This window comes from Acinetobacter sp. 24-47-62 (assembly GCF_056779765.1).
This window is the reverse complement of record NZ_JBWYIN010000016.1, coordinates 46,492-71,844: the sequence shown is the minus strand read 5'-3', so window position 1 is coordinate 71,844 and position 25,353 is coordinate 46,492. Positions and strand designations below refer to the sequence as shown.

21 protein-coding genes and 1 pseudogene are annotated in these 25,353 nt (G+C 39.0%); 12 read left to right on the top strand and 10 right to left on the bottom strand.

Annotation, left to right across the window (positions count from 1 at the left end; translation table 11 throughout):
- Positions 1–6 precede the first annotated feature (6 nt).
- Positions 7–1,458, bottom strand: a complete 1,452-nt coding sequence (locus AC1M87_RS12960) for an aldehyde dehydrogenase (protein WP_481593928.1) — start codon at positions 1,456–1,458, stop codon at positions 7–9.
- A 49-nt stretch (positions 1,459–1,507) separates the two neighbouring features.
- Positions 1,508–2,341, bottom strand: coding sequence for a p-hydroxycinnamoyl CoA hydratase/lyase (locus AC1M87_RS12955; RefSeq protein ID WP_035270071.1), 834 nt, complete (start codon positions 2,339–2,341; stop codon positions 1,508–1,510).
- 271 nt (positions 2,342–2,612) lie between these two features.
- On the opposite strand from AC1M87_RS12955, the gene mhpT reads away from it, so the two are divergent.
- The 3 genes from mhpT to AC1M87_RS12940 all read left to right on the top strand — a co-directional run bounded on the left by mhpT (position 2,613) and on the right by AC1M87_RS12940 (position 5,184).
- On the top strand, positions 2,613–3,845 hold the full coding sequence (gene mhpT / locus AC1M87_RS12950) for a 3-(3-hydroxy-phenyl)propionate transporter MhpT (protein ID WP_481593927.1): 1,233 nt from the start codon (positions 2,613–2,615) through the stop codon (positions 3,843–3,845).
- A 64-nt stretch (positions 3,846–3,909) separates the two neighbouring features.
- Complete coding sequence (locus AC1M87_RS12945) at positions 3,910–4,368, top strand: MarR family winged helix-turn-helix transcriptional regulator (RefSeq protein WP_179997673.1); 459 nt, start codon at positions 3,910–3,912, stop codon at positions 4,366–4,368.
- A 126-nt stretch (positions 4,369–4,494) separates the two neighbouring features.
- On the top strand, positions 4,495–5,184 hold the full coding sequence (locus AC1M87_RS12940; protein WP_180028003.1) for a GntR family transcriptional regulator: 690 nt from the start codon (positions 4,495–4,497) through the stop codon (positions 5,182–5,184).
- A 50-nt stretch (positions 5,185–5,234) separates the two neighbouring features.
- On the opposite strand, the gene AC1M87_RS12935 is transcribed toward AC1M87_RS12940, so the two are convergent.
- The 3 genes from AC1M87_RS12935 to AC1M87_RS12925 form a co-directional block, all read right to left on the bottom strand.
- A complete protein-coding gene (locus tag AC1M87_RS12935; RefSeq protein ID WP_180028002.1) occupies positions 5,235–6,176 on the bottom strand; it encodes a PDR/VanB family oxidoreductase in 942 nt (313 codons plus the stop codon).
- Positions 6,177–6,227: 51 nt separating this feature from the next.
- The gene (locus AC1M87_RS12930) at positions 6,228–7,292 is read right to left on the bottom strand and encodes an aromatic ring-hydroxylating dioxygenase subunit alpha (protein WP_481593926.1); all 1,065 of its coding nucleotides are present in this window, start codon (positions 7,290–7,292) and stop codon (positions 6,228–6,230) included.
- Positions 7,293–7,559: 267 nt separating this feature from the next.
- Entirely contained in the window at positions 7,560–7,760 is a 201-nt protein-coding gene (locus tag AC1M87_RS12925) for a hypothetical protein (RefSeq protein ID WP_035269110.1), read from the bottom strand.
- 353 nt (positions 7,761–8,113) lie between these two features.
- Between AC1M87_RS12925 and AC1M87_RS12920 the strand changes: the two genes are divergently transcribed.
- Positions 8,114–8,563 carry a hypothetical protein gene (locus AC1M87_RS12920; RefSeq protein ID WP_051586611.1) on the top strand — a complete coding sequence of 150 codons (450 nt, stop codon included), beginning with the start codon at positions 8,114–8,116 and terminating at the stop codon, positions 8,561–8,563.
- Positions 8,564–8,571: 8 nt separating this feature from the next.
- Here the strand turns inward: AC1M87_RS12920 and AC1M87_RS12915 are convergent.
- A pseudogene (locus AC1M87_RS12915) lies at positions 8,572–9,471 on the bottom strand (alpha/beta hydrolase family protein).
- 22 nt (positions 9,472–9,493) lie between these two features.
- Entirely contained in the window at positions 9,494–10,285 is a 792-nt protein-coding gene (locus tag AC1M87_RS12910) for a crotonase/enoyl-CoA hydratase family protein (protein ID WP_481593925.1), read from the bottom strand.
- 173 nt (positions 10,286–10,458) lie between these two features.
- Here AC1M87_RS12910 and pnuC point away from each other — a divergent pair, with 173 nt between their 5' ends.
- From pnuC to AC1M87_RS12870, 8 genes are all read left to right on the top strand, one after another.
- Positions 10,459–11,040 carry a nicotinamide riboside transporter PnuC gene (pnuC, locus tag AC1M87_RS12905; RefSeq protein WP_481593924.1) on the top strand — a complete coding sequence of 194 codons (582 nt, stop codon included), beginning with the start codon at positions 10,459–10,461 and terminating at the stop codon, positions 11,038–11,040.
- A gap of 101 nt (positions 11,041–11,141) precedes the next feature.
- Positions 11,142–11,408: a hypothetical protein gene (locus AC1M87_RS12900; protein WP_092766902.1), complete on the top strand. Its 267-nt coding sequence runs from the start codon at positions 11,142–11,144 to the stop codon at positions 11,406–11,408.
- 356 nt (positions 11,409–11,764) lie between these two features.
- Positions 11,765–12,898: a GGDEF domain-containing protein gene (locus AC1M87_RS12895; protein WP_035269141.1), complete on the top strand. Its 1,134-nt coding sequence runs from the start codon at positions 11,765–11,767 to the stop codon at positions 12,896–12,898.
- A gap of 151 nt (positions 12,899–13,049) precedes the next feature.
- Complete coding sequence (gene def / locus AC1M87_RS12890) at positions 13,050–13,538, top strand: peptide deformylase (protein WP_481586554.1); 489 nt, start codon at positions 13,050–13,052, stop codon at positions 13,536–13,538.
- Positions 13,539–13,594: 56 nt separating this feature from the next.
- On the top strand, positions 13,595–14,755 hold the full coding sequence (locus AC1M87_RS12885) for a GGDEF domain-containing protein (RefSeq protein ID WP_171076794.1): 1,161 nt from the start codon (positions 13,595–13,597) through the stop codon (positions 14,753–14,755).
- A 225-nt stretch (positions 14,756–14,980) separates the two neighbouring features.
- A complete protein-coding gene (locus AC1M87_RS12880) occupies positions 14,981–16,201 on the top strand; it encodes a GGDEF domain-containing protein (RefSeq protein ID WP_481593923.1) in 1,221 nt (406 codons plus the stop codon).
- Between the two features lie 41 nt (positions 16,202–16,242).
- The gene (locus AC1M87_RS12875; protein ID WP_481593922.1) at positions 16,243–17,502 is read left to right on the top strand and encodes a glutaminase; all 1,260 of its coding nucleotides are present in this window, start codon (positions 16,243–16,245) and stop codon (positions 17,500–17,502) included.
- Between the two features lie 70 nt (positions 17,503–17,572).
- Positions 17,573–17,866 carry a cold shock domain-containing protein gene (locus tag AC1M87_RS12870; protein WP_481586536.1) on the top strand — a complete coding sequence of 98 codons (294 nt, stop codon included), beginning with the start codon at positions 17,573–17,575 and terminating at the stop codon, positions 17,864–17,866.
- Between the two features lie 71 nt (positions 17,867–17,937).
- Here AC1M87_RS12870 and dhaK read toward each other — a convergent pair whose 3' ends face one another.
- The 3 genes from dhaK to metH form a co-directional block, all read right to left on the bottom strand.
- A complete protein-coding gene (gene dhaK / locus AC1M87_RS12865; RefSeq protein WP_481593921.1) occupies positions 17,938–19,668 on the bottom strand; it encodes a dihydroxyacetone kinase subunit DhaK in 1,731 nt (576 codons plus the stop codon).
- Between the two features lie 256 nt (positions 19,669–19,924).
- Positions 19,925–21,265 carry a hypothetical protein gene (locus tag AC1M87_RS12860; RefSeq protein WP_481593920.1) on the bottom strand — a complete coding sequence of 447 codons (1,341 nt, stop codon included), beginning with the start codon at positions 21,263–21,265 and terminating at the stop codon, positions 19,925–19,927.
- Positions 21,266–21,356: 91 nt separating this feature from the next.
- Positions 21,357–25,043: a methionine synthase gene (gene metH, locus AC1M87_RS12855; protein ID WP_481593919.1), complete on the bottom strand. Its 3,687-nt coding sequence runs from the start codon at positions 25,041–25,043 to the stop codon at positions 21,357–21,359.
- Positions 25,044–25,353: the final 310 nt, after the last annotated feature.

Below are 25,353 nucleotides of genomic sequence, written 5' to 3'. Positions count from 1 at the left end.
TATTCGTTAAATAGGGTAGTGACGAGTTTTGGTTTGCATGGTGATCCAACGCAGCTCAGTGAACTCTGCAACTGAGACTTTACTCCCAAATCGTCCATAACCACTTTGTTTCACGCCACCAAAAGGCATTTGCGCTTCATCATGAACGGTTGCACCATTAATATGACAAATACCTGATTCGATACGTTTAGCAACATCTAGAGCTAGGGATAAATCTTGACTAAAAACTGCTGCAGATAATCCAAATTCTGAGTCATTTGCTAAATCGATTGCTTCATCAACAGTTTTAAAACGTTGAACGGTGCACACAGGACCAAAAGACTCTTCGGCATAAATCTGCATATCTTTAGTGACGTCAACTACGATAGTAGGTTGCATCATAGCACCATCAATGCTTAAACCTAGTGGTAAATATGCACCTTTTTCACGTGCATCTTCAATTAAATTTTTGATTCTTGTTGCAGCTTTTAAACTTTCTAGAACGCCCAGGGGTTCTTGACTCTCAAGTGGATTTCCTGCTCTGATATTCTGAACTTTATTGATCAATTTTTCGATGAATTGGTCTGCAATTTTTTCATCCACAAGAACACGCTCTGTCGACATACAGATCTGTCCCTGATTGAAAAAAGCGCCGAAACTGATGGCATTAACGGCTTCGTCCAGGTCCGCTTGCTCCAATACAATGACCGGTGCTTTGCCACCAAGTTCCAGCAACACTGGTTTGAGGTATTTCGCTGCAGTTTGTGCAATTATTCGTCCTACATGCGTTGAACCTGTAAAATTAATTCTTTTAGTCAATTGATGACTGATTAAACGCTCTACAATCTGTGGAGCATCTTGCGGAGCATGAGTAATGACATTGACAACACCATCGCCAATACCTGCTTCATGAAGTACTTCCCCAATTAATCGATGTGTTGCAGGGCAAGCTTCAGATGCTTTAAGTACGACTGTATTCCCACAAGCCAGAGGCATCGCTAAGGCACGAGTGGCTAAGATAACAGGAGCATTCCACGGCGCCATACCAACGATGACACCACATGGAACGCGAACACCCATAGCGATATTGCCAGGAACATCTGATGGAATAATATTTCCATCAATTTGTGTAGTCATGGCTGCTGCTTCTCTCAGCATATTGGCAGCAAGATGGACATTAAAGCCATACCACGTCGCAGTTGAACCTATTTCATGTATTGCAGTTTGAATAAACTGTTCAGTTTTTTGATCCATCAAATCTGCAGCTTTAAGCAATTTTAAACGTCGGTCTGTTGGTGATAGAACAGACCAAGTTTTAAATGCTTCATGCGCTGACTCAATTGCACGATCAACATCGCTTAAAGTCGCTGCTGCACTCGTTGATGCGATTGAGCCATTAATTGGACTGATTCTTTGAAAAGTTTGTCCTGAACTTGCTGCAACAGATTGGCCGTGAATAAGTAACTGTACGTTTTGCATGGTGAATGTTTCCTTACATGTCCATCATGACGAAAAAAGTAGATTCTGCTTAAGCAGGACGTTTATAAGTTTGAAGACCTGGTTTGATTGTTTTGTCATCCAAGAATTGCTTCATACCTTGTGCACGACCACCTTCATCATCACGGTAGTTGCATTGATCCAGTTTGGCGTATAAGTAATCTTCGTTTTGCTCCCAAGTCAGCTCACGACAGCGCTTAAAACCATTCTTCGCTGTACGCAGTACAACTGGATTCTTTTCAAGCAAATTATTTGCCAATTCAGTTACTTCTGCACGTAATTGAGCAAGTGGAACACTCTTGTTCACTAAGCCCATATTTGCAGCTTCAACACCAGAGAAGGTTTTGCCTGTCATGATGTAGTACATAGAAGCACGATGACCGACTGTATCAGCCATAGCTTTGCTCACTAAGTTACCTGGAGGAATTCCCCAATTCACTTCAGACAAGCCAAATGTAGCTTCATCTGCTGCAATGGCTAGATCACATGCGACTAGTGGTGAGAATCCACCACCGAAGCACCAGCCGTTTACCATTGCAATCGTTGGTTTTGAATAAAAACGAAGTAAATGCCATTGCCAACGTGATGCATCACGACGAATTCGCTCTTGGAAAATTTCTGGCTGGCTGTCAACCTCACGGAAGTACTCTTTCAAGTCCATACCTGCTGTCCAAGAATCCCCAGCACCAGTGAGTACCAAAACACCTGCTTCTGGATCGAGTTCAAGCGTTTCAAGTACATCAATCATTTCTTTATTTAAGGTTGGACTCATCGCATTTTTCTTTTCTGGGCGATTTAAAGTGACCCAAGCAATGCCAGCTTCAACTTTTACATCAACAGTGGACCAGCGATTTTGATAAGACATGATAAGCTCCTTAGTGTTTGTTTTATGTCCTGTTGGAATTAAGATAATATCAGTTAAACTTACATACAAGTGTTTTTTTTGAATTTTTATAGAATTTTTATAATCTATTGATATTTAATAAAATAATATTTTAAATGAATTTTATTTAAAAAAAAATATTGATTATTTTATAAGTTTGGGTGATATTTTTTGAGTTGCCTGGACGGAGGCAATACATAGGATGTGTATTTTTTTAAAAGTATTTTAAAAGCTCTAAAAGGGACAATAAAAAATGGAACAAAGTGTAAGTAGTAAGACTAAAGCTACGCTTACACTCGTACTGTGTTTCGCTATCGCTGTATTTGAAGGTTTCGATCTTCAATCAATGGGCGTAGCAGCACCACGGATGCGAGCAGAGTTTGGCTTAGATAATACTCAAATGGCATGGGCGTTTAGCGCGGCAATCTTGGGTACTTTACCTGGTGCATTATTAGGAGGTCGTTACGCTGATAAAATTGGGCGTAAGGCAGTTCTATTGACCAGTATTTTAATTTTTGGAGTGATGTCAGTTCTAACGGCATATGCTTCTGATTATACACTGCTTTTAATCATTCGTTTCTTAACTGGGTTAGGGATGGGTGGTGCTTTACCAATGATGATCACCATGGCATCTGAGGCAGTATCAGAGAAACATAAAGGCATTGCAGTCAGTATTATGTATAGCGGTATTCCATTTGGTGGAATGTTGACATCATTTGTTGCAATGGGTTTAGCTGGTGATGCGCAATGGAGACATATCTTCTACATTGGTGGCTTCGCGCCAATTCTTTTAATCCCTTTGCTAATGAAATATTTGCCAGAGTCTAAAGACTATTTAACAGCGACGAAGAATAAAACTTCTACCCCATTCTTTGAAGTGTTGTTTGCAAAAGAACGGCGTTTTTCCACGATTCAAATTTGGATCAGTTTTTTCTTTACGTTAGTTGTTTTATATTTTTTACTCAACTGGTTGCCACTATTGATGGGTGCACAAGGTTTAGGAAAAACAGAAGCGAACTATGTTCAAATTGGTTACAACATCGGTGGTATCTTCGGGTCGATTCTCATGGGAACTTTACTTGATAAGATTCGCATGAGTACTGTAATTAAATTTATATATATTGGCATCTTGTTATCACTGTGCTGTCTTGCAATATCTCCAACTGTTGCTTTACTTGTATTGTCTGCTGTGGGTTGTGGTCTATTTATTGTAGGTGGCCAATCAGCGCTCTATGGATTGGCAGCGATGTTCTATCCAACAGAAATGCGTGGCACGGGTGTAGGCGCTGCAGTCGCAGTAGGGCGTATAGGATCTTTTGCAGGGCCACTATTTGCTGGCATGCTACTGTCGTTAGGTTCTAGTTCAGCAATGGTCATTGGTGCAAGTATTCCACTGATTTTATTTGCAGCTGTTGCGGCATTAATGCTTGTACGCAAGCCACGAGCAGAGCAGTCTGATGCTGTTCTAAATATAACTACACGTTAAACATATGTTAAAAGTATGATTACGACAGTAGTCATACTTTTGTTCATCTATTAAGGAATATAAAATGTCAGAAGTTAATCATTCGATTCCGACACTGAGCTATATAATTGCAAGGGTTGATCGTATTGTGAGTAAACTTTTAACTGAACGTTTAAAAGACTTAGATATCACCTTATCTCAGTTTACAGCATTGTCAGTTATCGCTGCGAAAGGCAATCTATCTAATGCAAAACTTGCAGAACGTTCATTTATTAAACCGCAATCTACCAATAAAATTCTACAAGATTTACAAAACCACGATTGGATCAGTAGAGCTTCAGATCCCTCACATGGACGAAGAATTTTAATTAATGTAACGCCTAAAGGATTTGAAAAACTCGAACAATGTCGAAACATTGTTAATGAGATAGAACAAAAAATGTTAGATGGGGTAGATATCCATTTAGCTTATTTAATTCGAAACAATCTAGAGTTAATGGCAACCAATCTTCAAAAAATAAATATTGATGATACGAACTCATAATCACCTCAGTTATCAAAAATAGAATAGTGAATTTCCGGCCTAAAAGAGTCCTTTAAGTCAACAGAGATTGATATTCCAAATCTGACTCGTTAGGATCAATCATGATCAAAAAAATTGAGTAGTTATATGTCTTCAGGGCAGCAAGTGTTAATTGAACTTCGCAAAATGATTATTTCTGGGGAGATTGCAGGAGGTTCTCGTTTGGCTGAAATTCCGACTGCTGAAATGCTAGGTGTATCACGTCAACCCATTCGAATGGCTTTTCGGCTTTTAGAGCAAGAAGGCTTACTCGTTAAAAATCCAACTCGAGGCTATACTGTTCGAGAAATTTCATCCAAATTAGTTCATGATGCGTTGCATGTACGTGGCGTTTTAGAAGGTCTAGCTGCAAAAACGCTTGCTGAAAAAGGCATGACGATAGATCAACATCAAACACTTTTGAATTGTATTACGCAAATTGATTCCATATTCAATAAACCAGAATTAACAAGCGATGATTTAGAAACCTACCATCATTACAACACTATTTTTCACAATACTATTATTCAAGGCTCGGATAATATTGCAATTGTGCAAGCACTTAGTAAAAACAATCAGTTACCTATGGCATCTGCACAAGCACTGACTTATGATAAAAATAATGCGCTGTCTGAAATTCGTCGTTTGCAATATGCGCATATCCAACACTGCTCAATATTCAATGCATTAAAGCAACAAGACTCAGCACGCGCTGAAAGTTTAATGCGTGAGCATAGTCATGTGGTTACTTTAGGGGAGACTATGCGTTCAATATTTCACACAGATGGGTCTATATAAGAAACCCTTCAATTAATGAAGGGCTACACTTGAAAATCTATCGATCCAAATTAAACATCAATGATAATTCGTTGAGATTTGGCTCTTGAACAACAAGGTGTGAATTGATCATTTGCAGCTTGTTCCTCTTCAGTTAAATACATATCTCTGTGATCAATTTCACCTTCAACTACATTTACTAAGCAAGTGCCACAAATACCTTGTTCACAAGATAAAGGGATACAGATTCCAGCATGTTCTAAAGCTTGTGCTGCAGATTGATCAGCTGCGACATGAATACGTTGCCCTGTTTTTAAAATCTCAATTTCAAAACTGCCATCTTGACTGGTATCAATAGCTTGTGCGCTGAAATGCTCTTTATGTACTTGATGACTAGGCCAAGAGAGCGTATCTGCGGTATGGATCACATAGTTCATAAAACCATCTGGGCCACATACATAAATATGATGATCGATATGAGGAGAGGCAAAGACTGTATTCAAAAGAATATGTGTTTCAGGTTCATCATCAATATGGATGTGGACGGAATCTCCTAGAGCCTCTAAATCTTGTTGGAATGCAATAGAAGCTCTCGTTTTCACAAAATACAGTAATTGGAAGGACTGATTATTGCGTTTAAGCTCTTTAGCCATTGCTAAGATAGGAGTGATACCGATTCCACCTGCACACAAATATGCATATTCTGTCTCAGGAACCAAGGCAAACAAATTTCGTGGTTCACTAATCTTGAGCTGCTGACCCTCACGAAGTTGTTCATGAATAAATTTAGAACCACCACGTGATAAAGGATCATTCAGGACACCAATGACGTAACGGTGCTGCTCTGAACTACAATTTGCCAAAGAATACTGTCTAATTAATTGATTACCTAAGTGCACATCAATATGTGCACCGGCTTGAAAAGCTGGTAATAATTCACCATGGGTGTTTACCAGTTCGAAAGATAAAATGTGTTCATTATGACGATAAATCTTCTGAATAGTCACATCCATGTGAGTATCGCTCCTTGGTAAAATGAAAAACTGATAAAATGTGGGTTTACTTTAAACAACATTCAAAGTTGTAATTTTCTGCTCATCATTCGTTTGCTCTAAGCTGATCAAGCGGTCAATTACTTTTCGAGATTGAACACCGCCTGCATCAATATTCAGCATCAGCAATTTACGATCAGGATGTCTCAATAAATTCTGTTGCTGTTGTTCAAGCATATCTAAATCTTCCGAGAAAATTTTGCCCTGTCCCTCACGAATTTGGTTAGTTAATTCGATGTTGTCGGGTTGGAAGTGTCGAGCCATTCCCCAGAAATACCAGTGAGACGTTTCCGTTTCGGGGGTAATAAAATCTACAACGATTGAAGACACTTTTTTATTTTCCGGTGCGTTGTAACCACCATGTCCTGCGTGGGCAACACCAACTTCAATATGAACATTACTAGGTGCATGAAAGTGACAAATTTGCCAACGGTCTACTAGAACATCTGCAGCGAGATTATTACCTTTTAGAGCCATTTGCCAAAATGGAGGTGCATAAATGTTTTCCATATGGCGTTCAGTCACAACATGGTCACCATCAACACGAGTGGTTGGTGCAGCTTCATCAATTTCTTTTTGACCAATGCTGTTTGCATGAACATATGTTTCATGGGTGAGATCCATTAAGTTATCAATCATCAAACGGTAATCACAGTTGATGTGGAATAGTCCACCACCATAGGCCCATTCTGGATTTTCAGCCCACTCTAAAGTTGGGAGTTGATCTTCACTTGCAAGCGATTGGTCTCCTGGCCATACCCAAATAAAGCCAAATTTTTCAATTGCGCGATAGCTTTTATTGCAAGGAAAGCCACGTACACGTTGCCCAGGCATTGAAACCGTTTTGCCGTCACATCCCATCACTAACCCATGATAACCACAGACCAGTTGACCATCTTCAACAAAGCCTAATGACAAAGGTGCACCGCGATGTGGGCAAAAATCTTCAATGGCATGTATTTGGTTTTCTTTTCCACGATAAAAAACCATTTTTTCACCGCAAATTTGTCTTCCTAGAGGCTTATCTTGTACTTCTTCAGGTCGTGCCGCCACATACCAAGCATTTTTTACAAACATGAGTTGATCTCCCTATCAATTGGATCCAATAATTCTATTTTTTAGATAAAAAGTCAATAATAATCTTTAAAAATAAATATTTTGGATCCATTTTTGAGGGAGCATTTAAATAATAATTATTTTTGAGCAAAAATGATGGCAAATCACCATCCAAGAATATGGCGAAATTGATTCATTGTCAGAGAGGGCACGAGGGTTAATTTATTAAACAAAAAATACTTAAACTTGATGGATTATTGGGATTTTATTTTTAGCTTCATTAGAAAATTAAAATTGACCTAATTTTTTCATTTGACGACGACGTCTCGTGAGCCCCAAGATTTCTTGGCGATCTTGAATTTCTTGAGCAGAATAAGGAAGCGTCTGTTGCAATGCTTCGAGTTGAAGATGACTGTTTTCAATGAGGAAGCAATCATGCTCAACTGGCCATGCACTGGTAATGGGTTTGCGTTTACGGGAATAGTTCATGGTTAAATTATAAAATTTGAGAAAAGAATAGTGTAGATGCGTATTAAGTTAAACGACAAAAAATGTCGTAATGATTTAGAACACTAAGATTTTAAACCCTATTTTAATGAGAATCTTTCAACGTACTTTTAAGTCATATTAATTGAATAAAATTACCTAGATTTACACGGTTTACATAACATGTGGATTTTGAAATGAGTTGTTACGTTTCGTGCCATCCCTCTACTGGTTTTTAAGTTAATATTTTAAAAGTTAAAACTTAATAACACCAAGAAAATTAACAATAAAAATAAAGAAATAATCATTTCTGTAATGAACGATTCAATGAATAATCATCGGAATGAGTAAAAAATATGATGCTAATCGTGGTGTGTTTTGCTTTGGTCAGTTGCTATGCCGTATGGCGACTATTATTACAACCTAAATTGATTATGGGGAATACGCAGAGGCACTTTGATTTAACAAAACTCCTCAAGCCTACTGATCTCAGCCAGCCGGCGCGCTTGGTGTATGATACGGATTCTGTCGAAGATATTCGTATGTTTGATGAGGTTGCAAAATTACTGTTTGAGAAACGTGTAAATCATCGTGATATCAAGTTTGCTCAGCAAATTCAATATGAGTTTTTGAACAAGATGCCATCACGAACTTTATGTCAGATCAATCAATTTGATTTAGGTGAGTGGTCGATTTTATGGGAATATCGTAATCAATCACTTGAATACTATGTGAGTCAATATGGCATCATGTATCGACATACTGACGCACAAGGGGTAGAGCATCAATCTGACTTTATTCAGTAATTTATAATTTAATCATTAACTAAATTGAGATAATTTTGGAGCATGTCATCCCAAATTTTTTCTGCGCCTTTTTTGAAATATCCCATGTGTCCAATTGCAGGCATTTGATACTGTTTGGCTGTGATATCAATGTAGCGCATATCAGCAGAACGATAATGTTGCATAAAGGCTTGCCTCGAATTTGGGAGAGCCCAATCATCATCTAATGCTGAAACAGCATAAATTTTGGTTTTAACACTTGCATATTGTGCTTATAAATCTTGTTGCTCGGGGTCAGCGAAAAAATATAACGGATTTTTGCACCAACGACGCCACTGTTGATATACCCCTAAAGGCAGATCAGAGCCCATATTGAATTTACTCCAAGGTAAATAACCTGTGACTGCGACAATGGGTGGAAACACAATACTCCACATCACGGATACTTTGAATCTTTCTTTGAACGGCATATATCCTGCCCAACCTGCACCTGTACCGTAGCAACACATGGCACTGACTTGATGATGATTAGGGGTAAGTCCCAAGGCTTGACCACCATAAGAGTGTGCAGTCACAAATAAGGGGAAAGTATCGCTAGAAAAGTATTCAATGGCACCAGCGAGATCAAGTTTGCCCCAATCCAAATAACTCATTTTAAAACCTTTGAGTTGTGCTGGAGATGATGCCCCCACACCACGATAATCAAAGGTTAGCACTTCAAAACCACGTTCTGCAGCATACTCTGCAAATCTGCGATAAAAAGGTTGGGGAACCGCTGTCGCTGAAGCCACAATAATACGTGCAACAGTCTTCACACCAAATGATAGGTAGCGAGTGCCAGTGAGCATATAGTTATCTAAGGCAGGAAACTGAACTTGAGTTTTATTGATGCTTCTTGGCATCTGGTTCACATTTGGAATGGCTTGCATGTCTATATTTCCCGATATTGAACTATTGACCCTTAAAGCGAGGTTGACGTTTTTCGCTCATTGCTCGCATACCTTCGACTGCATCTTCAGATTGTATTAGTGGAAGAAGATGAGTCTTTAACTGATTAAAAGCGTACTGCTCATCATGTGAAATCGCTTCGTGAGCAGCTGTCAAGGTGGCTTGAACAGCGAGTGGAGCAGCTGAAGCGATGGATTCGGCAAGTTCAATGGCACGGTCAAGCGGATCTTGTTCTGTTACTTCAGTAATCAAATGAAGTCGAAATGCAGTTGCAGCATCAAAAAAATCCCCCGTCAATAAGTAGCGCATTGCATTAGACCAACCTGCAGTTTTAACGAAGCGTGAAGTTGCTCCGCCAAAGGGGAGGATGCCACGTTGCACTTCAAGTTGAGTAAATTGGGTATTTTGATGGGCAATACAGATATCGGCATTCAACATCAGTTCGATTCCAGCAGTAAAACAATACCCCTTCACAGCGACAACGACTGGTTTTTTTCGTTTACGACCAGTCGTGCCCCATGGGTTAATCAAGTTCATATCTTCCGAAAATATACCATCTGACATACGCGGCTGAAGCTCAACCAGATCTAATCCTGCCGTAAAGTGCTCTCCATGTGCATAAATCACAGCACAGCGTAAATCAGACTGGTCTTCATAGGTGGTAAGTGCTTGTGAAAGTTCATCAATCATATGACTGTCGAATGCATTGCGCTTCGCAGCACGGTTTAAACCAATCAACATCAGATGATTGCGAATTTCAATGGTTATTCTGGTCGTTTGAGTTGTATTCATCATTATTATTTTCCATTGAGGATATTCTATTTTTAGAGGAGTTTAATGGTTAGGTCAAAACTGTGCAGTTCAAATTGAACAGCGCTAAGTCGTGTTCGTTAAGAATCATGTATGGTGCCATTCAATATGCGTTAGGATAGGCGTATCAAATAAACCACGATCATTTTACGTAGTGTATGAGCCTTTTAGAAATTATTTCAGTATTGATTAGTGTATTGGGTGTAACCCTCACTATTCGCCGTAATATTTGGTGTTGGCCTGTGAATCTCGTGGCTTATGGCTTATATGCAAAGTTATTTTATGATTATCAACTCTATGGTGAAACGATATTGCAATGCGTGTTTATCGGTTTAGGTGTGTATGGGTGGTGGATATGGAAAGCTCAGTTTAAACAACAAGAGCAACTTGCCATCAATCGTATTCAAGGGTTGAGAATTATCAAACATGTGTTTTTTACGATGTGTGCAGGACTTATTTTTGGTTTAGGTCTGGATTATTTTACGGATGCTTCCATTCCTTATTTAGATGCTCAATTGGCAAGTTTAAGTCTGCTCATTACATATTGGACGTCAAAACGATATTTGGAAATTTGGCCTGCTTGGATCGCGGTGGATATCATCTATGTCATGATGTTTATGTATAAAGATCTATACTTGACGGCTGGTCTTTATGGCGCATTTATTGTTTTAGCCTTATTAGGTTATCTTCAGTGGAAGAAAAAATATCAAGTTCAACAGCAAACCGTCTACTCACTCTGAAAAATTTACATCCTTGGACATTGATTTGAATGATTCGATCTGCAAAATAAAGCAGATCGACGTAACAATAAAATTGAATTTAACCAGTAGACTTTAAATGTATGATTATCCACTTTTGGGAAGCTCGATTTCTGCAATTTGTAAAATCATTACAACAGCATCCTCATCGTTATCTTAATTTTGAATCCGTTGCCGATTTTTATCAAAGTCAGTGGTTAAAAACGCTTCCTCCTCATACTGAATATTTTTGTACTGGATTAGACGATGGTGCAGAGCAGTTTGATATTTTGATTCAATATTTGCATCATCAAGTCAGTATTCACATTGCACAAGAAATTAAAGTAATTTATCGAGAACTCGATCTCTAAGAGTTAGGAGTGTGCTTAGCAATTTTTAGCTGAGTCAAATTAAAATGCTTGAGCGTATCGTTAGCTGGATTTAAGCAAAAAAAGCTTTAAAAAAAAATAGAATAAATGGTAAAAAACCTTGATAAATCCTAATCTTAAGGTTAGATTGTGATAATAAGTGCAATTATAATAAAAAATATGTGATTTTATTCACTATATTTTGTAGGGGTGAAATAGATTTAATGATTACAGAGTTAAATGAAAATATAGTTTATTTTGATGAGCTGTTTCAATTGAGTTAGTTCATTATGTTAAGACTATTCAATCGAATTTTTCGCCCCTATACACTTCATTCATTTATGAATCAAAGTGTGTTGATGAATTGGAGTAACTTAAATAAATGTATTCTGGTCATGGTATTGGGCGGACTTGCACATATCACCTGGATTGCATGGTATTTATTTTCATTTCATCATCCTGCATTACATCATTGGCTCAATCCTGATTATTATTATTTTCACCTATCACGGATGTTGCTGTGCTGTGTATTACAGTTCTTACTGATTATTCCTTGTGTCATATGGCGTCATAAAGAGTGGGTGAGACAATATTTACCTTACTTTATTATTTTGGTATTTTCCGTAAGCTTTATTTATGGTGGCTATTCGGTTGGTATCAGTAGTCCTGCTACCGTTGCGGGATTTATCAGTATTTTAACAGTTGGTCTGGTTTTATTTGAACGCAAGATTGTATATCTGCTTTTTTTACCAGTCATTGTATATATGCTCATTGCAATTGTCAGTAGTGCATTGGGTTATATGACCTACGCACCGGTCTTTAGTGATCAGCTCAATTATTCAGTCATGGTCTTTAATGAATTCTGGGTTTATTCACAACTTTATTTTTACGTGCCTATTTTTTTTGCGACTTTTGTATTGTTTGAGATTTTGTTGACGCAATGGAGAAATCGAGAAAAACAAATTAATTTAATGAGTCAAATGGACCCGCTTACGGGGATTTATAACCGTCGAAAAATAGGTTTAGAACTCAATGAAATTCAATTACAAGAACGAAAATTTGCTCTCATTCTGTTAGATCTTGATCATTTTAAGAGTATTAATGATAACTATGGTCATGATATCGGAGACAACGTCTTAAAGCGTGTTGCCAATGTACTACGTCAAAATATACGTGATACAGATATTGTCGGGCGATTTGGTGGTGAAGAGTTTGTGATGCTGTTGCAGAATAAAAACCTCAGAGCTGCGATGGAGGTCGCAGAGCGGTGTCGCAAAGAAATTGAAAATGAGCTCTTTTATATCGATGAACGTACGACGATCAGAGTGACAGCAAGCTTTGGTATAGCCATTTCTGAATTTAATTTAAATAAAGAAGCGGTGATTCGTCATGCAGATCAAGCATTATATCTGGCAAAAAAACGTGGTCGTAATCAGGTTAGACACTACTACGAACTTCAGGATGCTGATGTCATACAAAAAAGTGAAACTTGAGCCGTAAAATTATCAGGTCACAAATTCGTCATTTAAATCAGTTTTACTTCATCTTGAAATGCTTTAAGATTGGTTGACTATTAATCAAATATTTGATTTAAAATTTAAAAAATTATGAAGATCAAATTCTTATCATAATTGAGATGAACGTATTATGACGATACTACCCGTTGCTCAAAAAGGTGAAGTGATCCTTGAATTGGTTGCATCGCCGGTAAGTGAACTTGAGTTTAGTAGTAGCTGGTTAACGCATCTGGTTGAAGCAATGAATTTTACGATGCAACAGCGCAATGGTGTCGGAATTGCTGCACCACAAGTTTATGTCTCTAAAAGGATTATTATCGTCGCTTCAAAACCCAATATACGGTATCCCGATGCGCCTGAGATGGAGCCTATTTACATGATTAATCCTGAAATATTGGAGCGTTCTGATCATGTTGTTTTAGGAGAAGAGGGATGTTTAAGTGTAGAGAATCGACGTGCGGAAGTAGCTCGAGCTTCATCAATCCGTGTCCGTTATCGTAATATGCAAGGACAGGAAATTACTGAGACTTTTTCAGGATTCCCTGCACGAATTATTCAACACGAAATTGACCATCTTGATGGGATCTTGTTTGTAGAGCGAGTTCACGCTGCTTAAAAAGACAATATAAAAGATAAAAGGACAGAATGAAGTTAATCAGGAAGATTCAACATATGATTAAGCGATTGTATCGTATGGCCAATACGTACATCCTTGATCCTCAAAATATGCTGATCAATTGGAGTGATTTTAAAAAGGGACGGCTTATCCTCTTTTTTGGAATTCTAAGCCAACTTGAGGTCGCTCGCTGGTTAATTGTGGCTTTTTATACCCCTGAAAAAGCACAGTGGTTAAATCCTGACTATTTTGAATTACGTGTTACCCAATTGTTGGTGACCTCCGTGATTTATCTTGTCCTGTTTTGGAGTTGTTTCAAGTTTCAGCATATCGCTAAGTTTCAAACCTTCATTGCTTACTTTGCCCCTAGTTTCTTTGGAATGACCATGATTTATTCAGGGTATTCGATTGGAATTTATAGTCCTGCAACAATGGCAGGGTTCATCAGTATTGTATTGGTCGGGTTGGTATTTTATAGCCGTAAAATTATTTATGGGATTGCAATTCCAATTACGATATACACGTTATTAACGTGTTACTTGACGCATATCGATCGAATTCGTTATGCACCTATGTTTAGTGATGAGTTGAATAAAAGTATCGTTTACCAAAATGATTTTTGGGTCATGAGCATGGTACAGCTCTACGTGCCCATTTTACTTATGAGTGTTTTATTCTTTGAGATTTTACTCACCCAATGGCGCAGTCGTGAAAAACAATTCGAAACCAGCAGTAAATTTGATGCGCTGACGAACGTTTATAACCGTCGTCAGATCAATGAAGTGTTATCACATTTTCAGCAGGATCGTGCTGATTATGCTGTGATCTTATTGGATTTGGATCATTTCAAACAAATTAATGATCAATATGGTCATGCAGCAGGAGATGAAGTCCTGAAACAGGTGGCGACGCGTTTGGAATATCATGTTCGTATTGGTGATACGGTTGGACGTTATGGCGGTGAAGAATTTATATTAATTCTGGACAATCTCAGTCGTGATCAAGCGGTTGATATCGCAGAACGTTGCCGTAACGCAATTGCACAGCAGCCGATTGTGCTGGATGATGGAACCTCGTTAAATGTGACGGCAAGCTTTGGTATTGCACTATCCCATGAGTTATCTGATCAAGACGTCATTACGCATTGTGCAGATCACGCTTTATATATTGCCAAAGAAAGCGGACGAAATCAGGTACAGTTATATCAGCCAGCTTAGTTGAATGATTAAATTTCGGTTTTGGTACTACTAACTATAGAGAAACATACGCTTAGGTTTTTTTTATAGCAATGCTTTTGTTTTGGTCAGTGATCATCAAATCCATACCATAAATTGATCTGAACGATAAAGCAGTCTTTTTAATGCTTAAAGCGCATTGACATGATCGCTGAATACATCCAAATTTTAATAAAAATAAATATGAATATTCGATAATACAATTAGATGATGACTCGAGAGAATGAAGTACAACAACAGCGCAGTTTATTGCAAGCTATCAAATATGTCTTGTTAGAATCTGATCGTTCTATTATTAACTGGTCCAACTTTAATAAAGGGATTCTGTTACTTATATTTGGGCTGTTGATGCTCATTGGTCATTGGTTGTGGTACTACCTAACTTTCCATTCAGAATATCAAATTTGGTTAGATCCAGAATATTATCCTCATCGGACATGGACCACATGTTTACAAGTGATTTTGACCACGTGTTTTCTGACGATCGCTTTAGTGCTTCGAAAAAATGCTACTGCTCGCCGAATCTTGGGCTATTTAATCCCCTTATTTTATGGATTGATTGTCATTTTTTCAGGATACACGGTTGGGATTTATAGTCCTGCGGTGATGGCGGGAACAGTCAATATTGTATTAATTGGTTTTGTGTTATATGAACAGCGCATCATCTATAGCGTCTCTTTTATTATTGCTTGTATTATCGTGTGGTTGGCAGTACTGACGGCCAATGGTCAACTGACTTATGCACCATTATTTAGTGATGCACTGAATCAATCTAATTTGTATGCCAATCCTTTTTGGCTGAAAAGTATGGCGGTACTATATTTACCCATACTGTTGTGCTCAGCAGTTTTTTTTGAGTTGATCTTGTCGCAGTGGAGACGACGTGAGCGTAAGATTGAAATACTAAGTCAGAAAGATGCGTTAACCAACCTCTATAACCGTCGTTACATCAATCAGTTTACTAGTAAGTTAATTCAACAAAATCGCAGCTTTGCTTTCATCATCTTAGATCTCGATTTCTTCAAGCAGATTAATGACAATTATGGTCATGATGTTGGTGATCTTGTACTTAAACGTATTGCTCTCGTTTTAAAACAGCAAACACGAGAAGAGGATATAGTAGGACGGCTCGGTGGTGAAGAGTTTGTTCTAGTACTGACAGATGGTGATATCGATGAACCATTAATCATCGCAGAACGTTGCCGTCAAACGATCGAAAGTGAAAAAATTGAGATTAGCTCAGATACTTTTATTCAAATAACGGCAAGCTTTGGCGTGGCGATGTCACAAAATTTACCACATCTACACACAGACGAAGTAAAGCAAAGGATTTATAGTGCGGCGGATAGAGCACTATATGTTGCAAAGCAGAATGGCCGTAATCAAGTCAGATGTGACACGATATCGACAACTGAATTTAACATTTGAGATCTTATTTTGGATCTCCATTGATCACCAAGAGAATAAAAATGAAGACACCTGTACCTGATTATCTTGCCCATGTATTGGACCAATGTCATGCGAATACCGAAGGAGCATTGGCTGACTATATTCCAGAACTGGCAGCTGCCAATCCAAATCGTATCGCTTTAGCACTTTCAACCATTGATGGTACGATTTATTCTTCAGGGGATGATGAAGTTGAGTTCACGATTCAATCAATGTCTAAACCATTTGCTTATGCATTAGCGATTCAAGAACATGGTTTGGCTCAGGTATTAGAAAAAGTTGGTGTTGAACCTTCGGGGGAAGCATTTAATCAAATCTCATTAGAAAAAGAACGATCGATTCCTAAGAACCCAATGATTAACTCGGGTGCGATTACGACACATTCTTTATTACCTCATAAAAAGACTGTTTCTCGTGCAGAACATTTACGACGTTTCTTGAGTGAACTGTGTGGGCGTGAGTTAACCTTTGATGAGCAAGTCTATCAATCTGAACTCAAAACAGCATTTCGTAATCTTTCGATTGGATATATGTTGCGTACCGTCGGCGTGCTAGAAGAAGACCCAGAACAGATTGTTCATGGTTATATTCAACAGTGTGCGATTAAAGTCTCCGTGAAAGATTTAGCGCGAATGGGCAGTGTATTAGCGAATGGTGGAAAAGATCCTGTTACGGGGAAATGTATTTTAGATCGTCAGGTATGTCGTCAGGTACTTAGCGTCATGATGACGTGTGGTATGTACGATGCAGCTGGAGATTGGTTGACCACCGTTGGTATTCCTGCCAAAAGTGGTGTGGCAGGGGGGATCATTGGTGTCTTACCAGGTCAGGTTGGAATTGCGGTTTTTTCGCCTAAATTAGACAGCCATGGCAACAGTGTTCGAGGTGTGGAAATCTTTGAACGTCTATCAAGTGATATGGGATTACATTTGATGGAGGGAACCCCTTCAGCACAAACCATTATCCAAAGTCGCCGTGAGTATGATGATGGCATGGTGGTATATGAGCTACGTGGTGTCTTACAATTTACAGAGACTGAAATGTTCTTGCGCGAGTTACAGAATGAGCCTGTAGGTAAAAATAAAGTAGTGCTTGATCTTACACATCTGACCTTAATCCATGATGTCGGTGCTCGAATGTTATTTGAAGGTGTGAAACGTCTACAGGATGATGGTCACAAAGTGGTGGTTTTAGATGCGGAATCATTGTTATCGGAACAACAAAGTAAAGGACACAAACGCGTCATTGTCCAACAGCACTTGCATGATTATTTAAAGTGATCAGCAAAGATGATGCACTTTAAGATGCGTGTATAATATTGAAAATTGTATACCGTTTTTTGGGAATGTTATGAAGTCTGAAGTCCAGCAAGGAAAAATTAAAATTTATCATGCCGATAAAGGTTTTGGTTTTATTGGTGGTGCAGGTGAGGATATTTTTTTCCACATTTCTGACTTTCCTGCAGATGAAGGTGAGCCAAAACGCAATGACCGAGTCAAATTTCAGGTTGTTGAAAATCAAGGTAAATTAAAAGCAGTCAAAATTCAACGTGTAGCTGACCAGTCAGCGAAAGCGAAGAAGTCTCGTGTGGCATCACATAATCAGGCGATTACCAGCGCATTATTGTCAAGTTTTAAAAAATAAAAAGCAAAAAAGCCCTGAATCATCAGGGCTTTTTTGTATAAAAGATTAATCATTCATGTCATGTTTAGATGTTATTTTAGATGATCAGCAATATCGGTAAAAATCACACCTAAACCATATGCACCTGCATCAGGATAGCCTAAGCTACGATCCCCGACAGTACCTGCACGACCCATGCGGGCCACAATCTCTTTAGTCGATTCTGCGCCTTGAACAGCAGCTTGAGCACCTAAGATAAAGTTTTCCTTAAAGCTTTTGTCGGTGTTGGCAGACCATGAATCTGCGCATGGGACTAAAGCATCGATCAACGTTTTATCACCGACAACAGCGCCACGTCCAAATGAACGTTCGCCTGTGGTTTGAATACCTTTTACTGCGGCTTGCAGCATATCGGCAAAATCCGCCACGCTTAACGTGGTTTTACCTTGAATGGCTTTACTTGCGGCACGGAATGCAGAACCCCAGATGGGACCTGATGCACCGCCACAATGTTCCATGATGATCATGGAGCTATTGAGTAAGAATTCATCCATCTGCTGTGCTTGGATCAAGCTTTGCCATTCTTTCTTGAGTTGTTTAAAGCCTTTAGCCACACTCATGCCGAAGTCACCATCGCCTGCGTGTGCGTCTAACTCACAAAATGGCACTTCATTTTTAATAACACAGGCAGCCATGACATCGACCACATAGCGCATGTTTTCAATGGTGAATTGCTCATTTTGAATTTCAGCATGTTCTGCTGCAGTTTCAACTTGGCTGTTGCCTTGATGTTGGGTAGCCGTATCTTTTATCGCAAACTCAATGGCTAAAGCAGGTGAACCATCAAGTTTTAAGGCAGGGGTGTTGGCTTCGGCATCTAAGTATGTTTTGAGTTCATCATCCAATTCAAGTAATGAAATGGATGCGCCATTCATGTCGATACTGGTCATGTAGTTGCCGACAAAGGTACGGTAAATTTTGATACCTTTACGTGCCAAGTGTTCGCAGACATCATTATTAAATATATACAGTTCTTGCATTGGGGTAGAACCAAAGCCATTGATCAATACTGCAACTTCTTTCATGTCTGGGCGATCTAAAAACAGATCATCGACCATACGTTGTGCGAGTTCTTTTGCTGGCAAGATTTTTTCACGACGGATGCCCGGTTCACCATGAATACCCACGCCGTATTCCATTTCATCATCGGCGAGGGTAAAGGTTGGTGTGCCTTTAGCAGGAACGGTACATGAGCTATAGGCAAAACCTAAACTGATGACATTGTCAGCCGCTTTTTGAGCGACTGTTTTAACTTCACCTAATTCTAAGCCTTTAGATGCTGCTGCGCCTGCAATCTTATGAACAAAGATTGTGCCTGCGACACCACGACGTCCGACGGTATATAAACTATCTTTGACTGCAATATCATCTGCCACTTTGACGTAGTCGACCTTGATGCCATCTTCAGTTGCTAAGGCTGCACCATTCTGGAAATTCATCATATCGCCAGAATAGTTTTTGATGATCATTAATACGCCTTTGTCGGTTGCGACATGTTGTAATGCTTTATAGACCTGAATTTGCGATGGAGATGCAAAGACATCGCCGCATACGGCAGCGTCTAACATGCCTTTACCGACAAAGCCCGCATGTGCAGGTTCGTGCCCGCTACCACCACCACTGATCAGGGCAACATTGTTGTGTTTTTCTTTTCTTGAAATGATTTTGTGTGACTCGGTAAATGCGAGTTCTGGGTGTGCCAAGACAAAGCCTTTGCACATGTCGACAACCAAGTTTTCAGGGTGGTTGATGAGTTTTTTCATGGAAATATCAAACTTTTGGTAATTTTATTAATAAGTATTAATTATTCACTAAAGTTGAAAGGTTTGCTGATCTAAAAATGTTAAAACGGATGATTTGAGGGCGGGTGGTTAGAAAAGGGGCGGATTTTGATGTATATATTGATGAAAAGAATCCTCCTAAGTCCCTCTTTTGCAAAGGGGGACTTCACGCGAATTTGATAGTTGTTATGGATTCTTGTCGTTCCTCCCTTTTTAAAGAAGGTAGGTTAGGAGGGATTTAAGCATGCTTTTCAATTGGTGGAACTAAGGTACAATTTTCTGTTTCTGTTTCTGTTTCTGTTTCTGTTTCTGTTTCTGTTTCTGTTTCTGTTTCTGTTTCTGTTTCTGTTTCTGTTTCTGTTTCTGTTTCTGCATTAATACTTTCTATATAAGATGGTTGTTTACTAAAGATTTCAATAAAGGCTTCATTGAAATGTTCAGTTTCACGAAAATTTCTGAAACATGGCCATTCTAGGAAAGAAACCTCGCTTATTTCTTCAGATTTACCAGCTTTGACCATATATTTTTTTGCTAGTTGAAAATCTTCTTTAAGCACTGCTGCACATAGCTGATATGATATTTTGCATGCAGACCAATCTTCTGCATCAAGAATTTTATTAAAGTCTTTGCCACTAAACTTATATGAAATAGCTCGATTTATAACAAAAACTAGTCGTTGTCCCTCGGAGCTCCATTTTTTTAATACATTGCATGCAAAATCTAATAAAATTGATGCTAATTCATATTTCTCATCAATTAATAATTCATATGTAATATCACTTAAACTATCATCTGCTTTTTCCATATCTTTCGGAAATTGTTTTCTCCATAGCACTTGAGTCAATTTCACAGGAATTTCAAAAAGTGTTTTGTAAACAAGCTCTATATATTCTTTATTTGCATGAAGCTTTTTTCCTACTTTAATTTCAGAATCTAGTTGATATTTAGCTGCTCTACATTTTTTCAAATATTGCTCAGAAACTAATCCATTGCAATGTACAAAAAGGTTTCTTCGTTCAGTAAGTTCTATAAAAAATGGCCACGATTCCAACCCTGTTTTTAGAGTTAAATTATATTTACTTTCCATCCAATCAAATTGTTTTGAGTGACTTTCCCTTAATAAATTTTCAACTTCCTGATTTATAATTTTTTCACGAGCTTCTTCAATACTATTTAAGGTGCTCAATTCTTCAAATGTTATTGTTTTTTGTTCCGCTTTAAGTAATTCAGGTTTATTTTTTAGAATATAGGTATTTAATTGTCCTAAGAATGAATCATATTCGGAAACAAAGGTTACCAAAAATGATAGTGGTAATATTTCTAATGCTAAGTGAGCTTGTTTTCTCTTTTTACTTATACGGTTTATTAAACGAGCATGTTTGAAACTAATTTCAAAACCAGTAGTTCCGTCTTCATGTGTAATAGGTTTACCATATTCTTCTACAGTTTTATTCAGACTTTCATTTGCATTAGTAAAACTTTCAAATGCTGATTTCATTTGAAAAGGAATAATTTCATTTAAGGCTATAATCTTATGTAGATACTCATCAAGTATTTTATGAAGCTTTATGTTTTCCATATTTTTGTACTTTAAAGTTATAAGTTGATAATATTATAAAAGAAAATCCCCTCATTTCGAGGGGATTCTTCTTTCTATACTATCGAGATCCTTAAACCACAGAATCATCCAAATTCGGCGCTAACCAACGTTTCGCCTCATCCAACGTCCAACCTTTACGCTTCGCATAATCTTCCAACTGATCGCCAGAGATTTTACCCACGTTAAAATATTCCGTTTCAGGGTTCGCGTAGTAGAAACCACTGACTGATGAAGGCGGCCACATTGCAAAGCTACTGGTTAAGTAAGTTCCGATCTTATCAGTCGTACCTAACCAATCAAACAACGGCGCTTTTTCAGAATGTTCAGGACAAGCAGGGTAGCCCGGTGCAGGACGAATACCCACATACTTCTCTTTGATCAACTCTTCATTTGAAAGCTGTTCATCCGGTTGGTAGCCCCAGAACTCTTTACGAATACGTTGGTGTAAGTGTTCTGCAAATGCTTCTGCAAAACGGTCACCCAAGGCTTGAACCATAATCGCGTTATAGTCATCGCCTTTTGCTTTGTATTCTTGCGAAAGTTCTTCCGCACCAAAGATCGATACAGTGAAACCACCCAAATAATCTTGCGCCACGTCTTTCGGCGCTACAAAGTCAGCCAGTGAGAAATTCGCTTTACCTGTGACTTTGTCAGACTGCTGACGAATATGCTCAAAGGTATGCGTCACATTGCCATTTTCATCAGTTACCGCAACAGTGTCTGCTGCAACACGGTTGGCAGGGTAAAGACTGAAAGTAGCGCGCGCATCGAAACGTTTATTTTCGATGATGTCTTTGAGCATCGCTTGTGCTTGTTCAAACAAATCACGTGCAGCTTCACCCACAACTTCATCTTCAAGGATTTTCGGGTATTTACCCGCCAAACTCCAAGAAATAAAGAATGGTGTCCAGTCGAAGTATTCCACCAAAGTTTCTAAAGGATAGTTGGTGAATGTTTCAGAACCAATGAAGTTTGGTTTTACAGGTGCATGCTTGTCAAAGTCAATTTTGAAACCATTTTCAACGGATTCAGCATAAGACAGTTTTGCAGCTTTCGGTTGCTTATTCGCTAGACGTGTACGGATTTTTTCATAATCCGCTGCATAATCAGCTGCCAATTGCGGCTTCATATCAGCAGATAAAAGTTGCGTTGCAACACCGACTGCACGAGAGGCATCAGCAGTGTAGTACACGCCATCATTGTGATATTGCGGCGCAATTTTCACGGCAGTATGCGCTTTCGATGTAGTCGCACCACCAATCATCAATGGAATATTAAAACCTTTACGTTGCATTTCTTTGGCAACAAAAACCATTTCATCTAATGAAGGTGTAATCAAACCAGACAAACCGATGATGTCAACTTTTTCATCAATCGCTGTTTGTAGAATTTTCTCACACGGTACCATCACGCCAAGGTCAACGATGTCATAACCGTTACAGCCAAGTACCACACCCACGATGTTTTTACCGATGTCGTGTACGTCGCCTTTAACAGTAGCAAGCAAGATTTTACCTTTGGCTTCGCCTTGGGTTTTTTCTGCTTCAATGAACGGATTCAACCAAGCCACGGCTTGTTTCATCACACGTGCAGATTTCACCACTTGTGGTAAGAACATTTTGCCGGCACCGAACAGGTCACCCACCACGTTCATACCTGCCATGAGTGGACCTTCGATAACATCAAGTGGACGCGCTGATTTTAAACGTGCTTCTTCGGTATCTTCATCAATATAAGTCGTAATACCTTTAACTAACGCGTATTCAAGACGTTTTTCTACAGGTTCATTACGCCATTCAAGGTTTTCTTCGGCTTTTTGCGCACCCGCTTGACCACGGTATTTTTCTGCCACTGCAAGGAGTTTTTCTGTTGCTTCTTGACCGCTAGTACCTTGGTTACGGTTCAGCACCACATCTTCAACGGCTTCTTTCAGCTCAGCATCAATGTCATCATAAATTGCAAGCTGACCTGCGTTTACAATACCCATGGTCAAGCCTTGTTGAATACCGTGATACAAGAACACCGCATGGATCGCTTCACGAACAGGTTCATTACCACGGAATGAGAACGATACGTTTGAGATACCGCCAGACACCATGGCATTTGGAAGGTTTTGCTTAATCCAACCGGTTGCTTCAATGAAGTCCACACCGTAGTTGTTGTGTTCTTCAATACCAGTTGCAACCGCAAATACGTTCGGGTCAAAAATAATATCTTCAGATGGGAAACCCACTTCGTTGACTAAGACATCATAAGAACGCTTACAGATTTCTTTTTTACGTTCAGCAGTATCCGCCTGACCGTTTTCATCAAACGCCATGACAATCACTGCCGCACCGTATTGACGGCAGAGGCGAGCACGTTCTACAAACTCGTCATAACCTTCTTTTAAGGAAATTGAGTTAACAACCGCTTTACCTTGGACGCATTTTAAACCTGCTTCGATGATTTCCCATTTCGAAGAATCGAGCATGATTGGCACGCGAGAGATATCAGGTTCAGATGCGATCAGATTCAGGAAATGCACCATCGCTTCTTGCGAATCGAGCATACCTTCATCCATGTTGATGTCGATGATCTGTGCACCGGCTTCAACTTGTTGACGTGCCACATCTAAAGCTTCGGTGAAGTTACCTTCTTTAATTAAACGAAGGAATTTTTTAGAACCTGTCACGTTGGTACGTTCACCGACGTTGACGAATAATGAATCTTTAGTGATGTTAAATGGCTCTAAACCACTTAAACGACATGCAGGTTCAATTTCAGGGATTTGACGCGGCGTAATACCTTCAACTGCTTGCGCAATCGCACGAATATGATCCGGCGTCGTACCACAACAACCACCCGTTATGTTAATTAAGCCACTTTCAGCAAATTCTTTAATAAATGCTGCAGTTTCTTCAGGAGTTTCATCATAACCACCGAAGGCATTTGGTAAGCCAGCGTTTGGATGCGCTGAAACAAAAGTATCCGCAACGTCAGACACTGTTTTGACGTGTGGACGCATCGCATCTGCACCCAGTGCACAGTTAAAGCCAATCGATAAAGGCTCTGCATGGCGCATTGAGTTCCAGAATGCTTCTGCGGTTTGACCTGTGAGTGTACGCCCAGATGCGTCGGTAATGGTGCCCGAAATCATAATTGGCAGTTCGTAACCAATTTCTTTAAACACTTCTTTCACTGCAAAGATGGCAGCTTTGGCATTTAGGGTATCGAAGACCGTTTCAATCAAGATGATGTCTGCACCACCTTCAATTAATGCTTGAGTAGCTTCTATATAGTTAACTTTTAACTCATCAAAGGTGATGTTACGGAATGCCGGATCATTTACATTTGGTGAAATTGAAGTGGTACGTGACGTTGGTCCTAATACGCCCGCGACAAAACGTGGCTTTTCAGGTGTTGAGTATTTTTTACATGCTTCTTTGGCAATTCGAGCTGCTTCACGGTTAATTTCAGGAACCAAATCTTCCATATGGTAGTCAGACATTGAAACACGCGTTCCATTGAACGAGTTGGTTTCAATAATATCTGCACCAGCTTCAAGATAAGCTTCATGAATGCCTTGAATAATCTGTGGTTGAGTTAGAACCAATAAGTCGTTATTACCCTTAAGGTCGTAGGCCCAATCCTCAAAACGTTCACCACGGTAATCAGCTTCTTCCAATTTGTGGCGTTGGATCATGGTACCCATTGCACCATCAATAATCAGGATACGTTTGGCAAGAAGCGCTTTTAAGGTGGCGAGGGTAGACATCAAATGACTCTCACAAAAATCTGCACAAATAATGGTGCAATATTTTAGCAGAGTTACGTCCACTTTTCTGATAAATAAAAATTTATGAACCTATTCCCAAAAAATTAAGGATGAATTTCATCCATCAACTACGATGATCAATCTATCAAAACTGAAACTGTCTATATTTCATCATGTTGTCATAATCTAATGTAATAATAACTGCCGTTGTAACAAATGTGACAGTGATGTCATCTTTATTTCATCTATTTAATTACCGATTGAAATAAAGATTAAAGATGAGGGTTTTGTATTAACTATATGATTATTA

Coding starts and splice junctions, on each gene's coding strand:
- AC1M87_RS12910 (WP_481593925.1), bottom strand. CDS start 10,285: ATGATGAATACAACTCAAACGACCAGAATAACCATTGAAATTCGCAAT.
- AC1M87_RS12895 (WP_035269141.1), top strand. CDS start 11,765: ATGAATTGGAGTAACTTAAATAAATGTATTCTGGTCATGGTATTGGGC.
- dhaK (WP_481593921.1), bottom strand. CDS start 19,668: ATGAAAAAACTCATCAACCACCCTGAAAACTTGGTTGTCGACATGTGC.
- AC1M87_RS12940 (WP_180028003.1), top strand. CDS start 4,495: ATGTCTTCAGGGCAGCAAGTGTTAATTGAACTTCGCAAAATGATTATT.
- AC1M87_RS12935 (WP_180028002.1), bottom strand. CDS start 6,176: ATGGATGTGACTATTCAGAAGATTTATCGTCATAATGAACACATTTTA.
- AC1M87_RS12945 (WP_179997673.1), top strand. CDS start 3,910: ATGTCAGAAGTTAATCATTCGATTCCGACACTGAGCTATATAATTGCA.
- pnuC (WP_481593924.1), top strand. CDS start 10,459: ATGAGCCTTTTAGAAATTATTTCAGTATTGATTAGTGTATTGGGTGTA.
- AC1M87_RS12900 (WP_092766902.1), top strand. CDS start 11,142: ATGATTATCCACTTTTGGGAAGCTCGATTTCTGCAATTTGTAAAATCA.
- AC1M87_RS12870 (WP_481586536.1), top strand. CDS start 17,573: ATGAAGTCTGAAGTCCAGCAAGGAAAAATTAAAATTTATCATGCCGAT.
- AC1M87_RS12960 (WP_481593928.1), bottom strand. CDS start 1,458: ATGCAAAACGTACAGTTACTTATTCACGGCCAATCTGTTGCAGCAAGT.
- AC1M87_RS12880 (WP_481593923.1), top strand. CDS start 14,981: ATGATGACTCGAGAGAATGAAGTACAACAACAGCGCAGTTTATTGCAA.
- AC1M87_RS12860 (WP_481593920.1), bottom strand. CDS start 21,265: ATGGAAAACATAAAGCTTCATAAAATACTTGATGAGTATCTACATAAG.
- AC1M87_RS12925 (WP_035269110.1), bottom strand. CDS start 7,760: ATGAACTATTCCCGTAAACGCAAACCCATTACCAGTGCATGGCCAGTT.
- AC1M87_RS12930 (WP_481593926.1), bottom strand. CDS start 7,292: ATGTTTGTAAAAAATGCTTGGTATGTGGCGGCACGACCTGAAGAAGTA.
- AC1M87_RS12875 (WP_481593922.1), top strand. CDS start 16,243: ATGAAGACACCTGTACCTGATTATCTTGCCCATGTATTGGACCAATGT.
- mhpT (WP_481593927.1), top strand. CDS start 2,613: ATGGAACAAAGTGTAAGTAGTAAGACTAAAGCTACGCTTACACTCGTA.
- metH (WP_481593919.1), bottom strand. CDS start 25,043: ATGTCTACCCTCGCCACCTTAAAAGCGCTTCTTGCCAAACGTATCCTG.
- AC1M87_RS12920 (WP_051586611.1), top strand. CDS start 8,114: ATGATGCTAATCGTGGTGTGTTTTGCTTTGGTCAGTTGCTATGCCGTA.
- AC1M87_RS12955 (WP_035270071.1), bottom strand. CDS start 2,341: ATGTCTTATCAAAATCGCTGGTCCACTGTTGATGTAAAAGTTGAAGCT.
- AC1M87_RS12885 (WP_171076794.1), top strand. CDS start 13,595: ATGATTAAGCGATTGTATCGTATGGCCAATACGTACATCCTTGATCCT.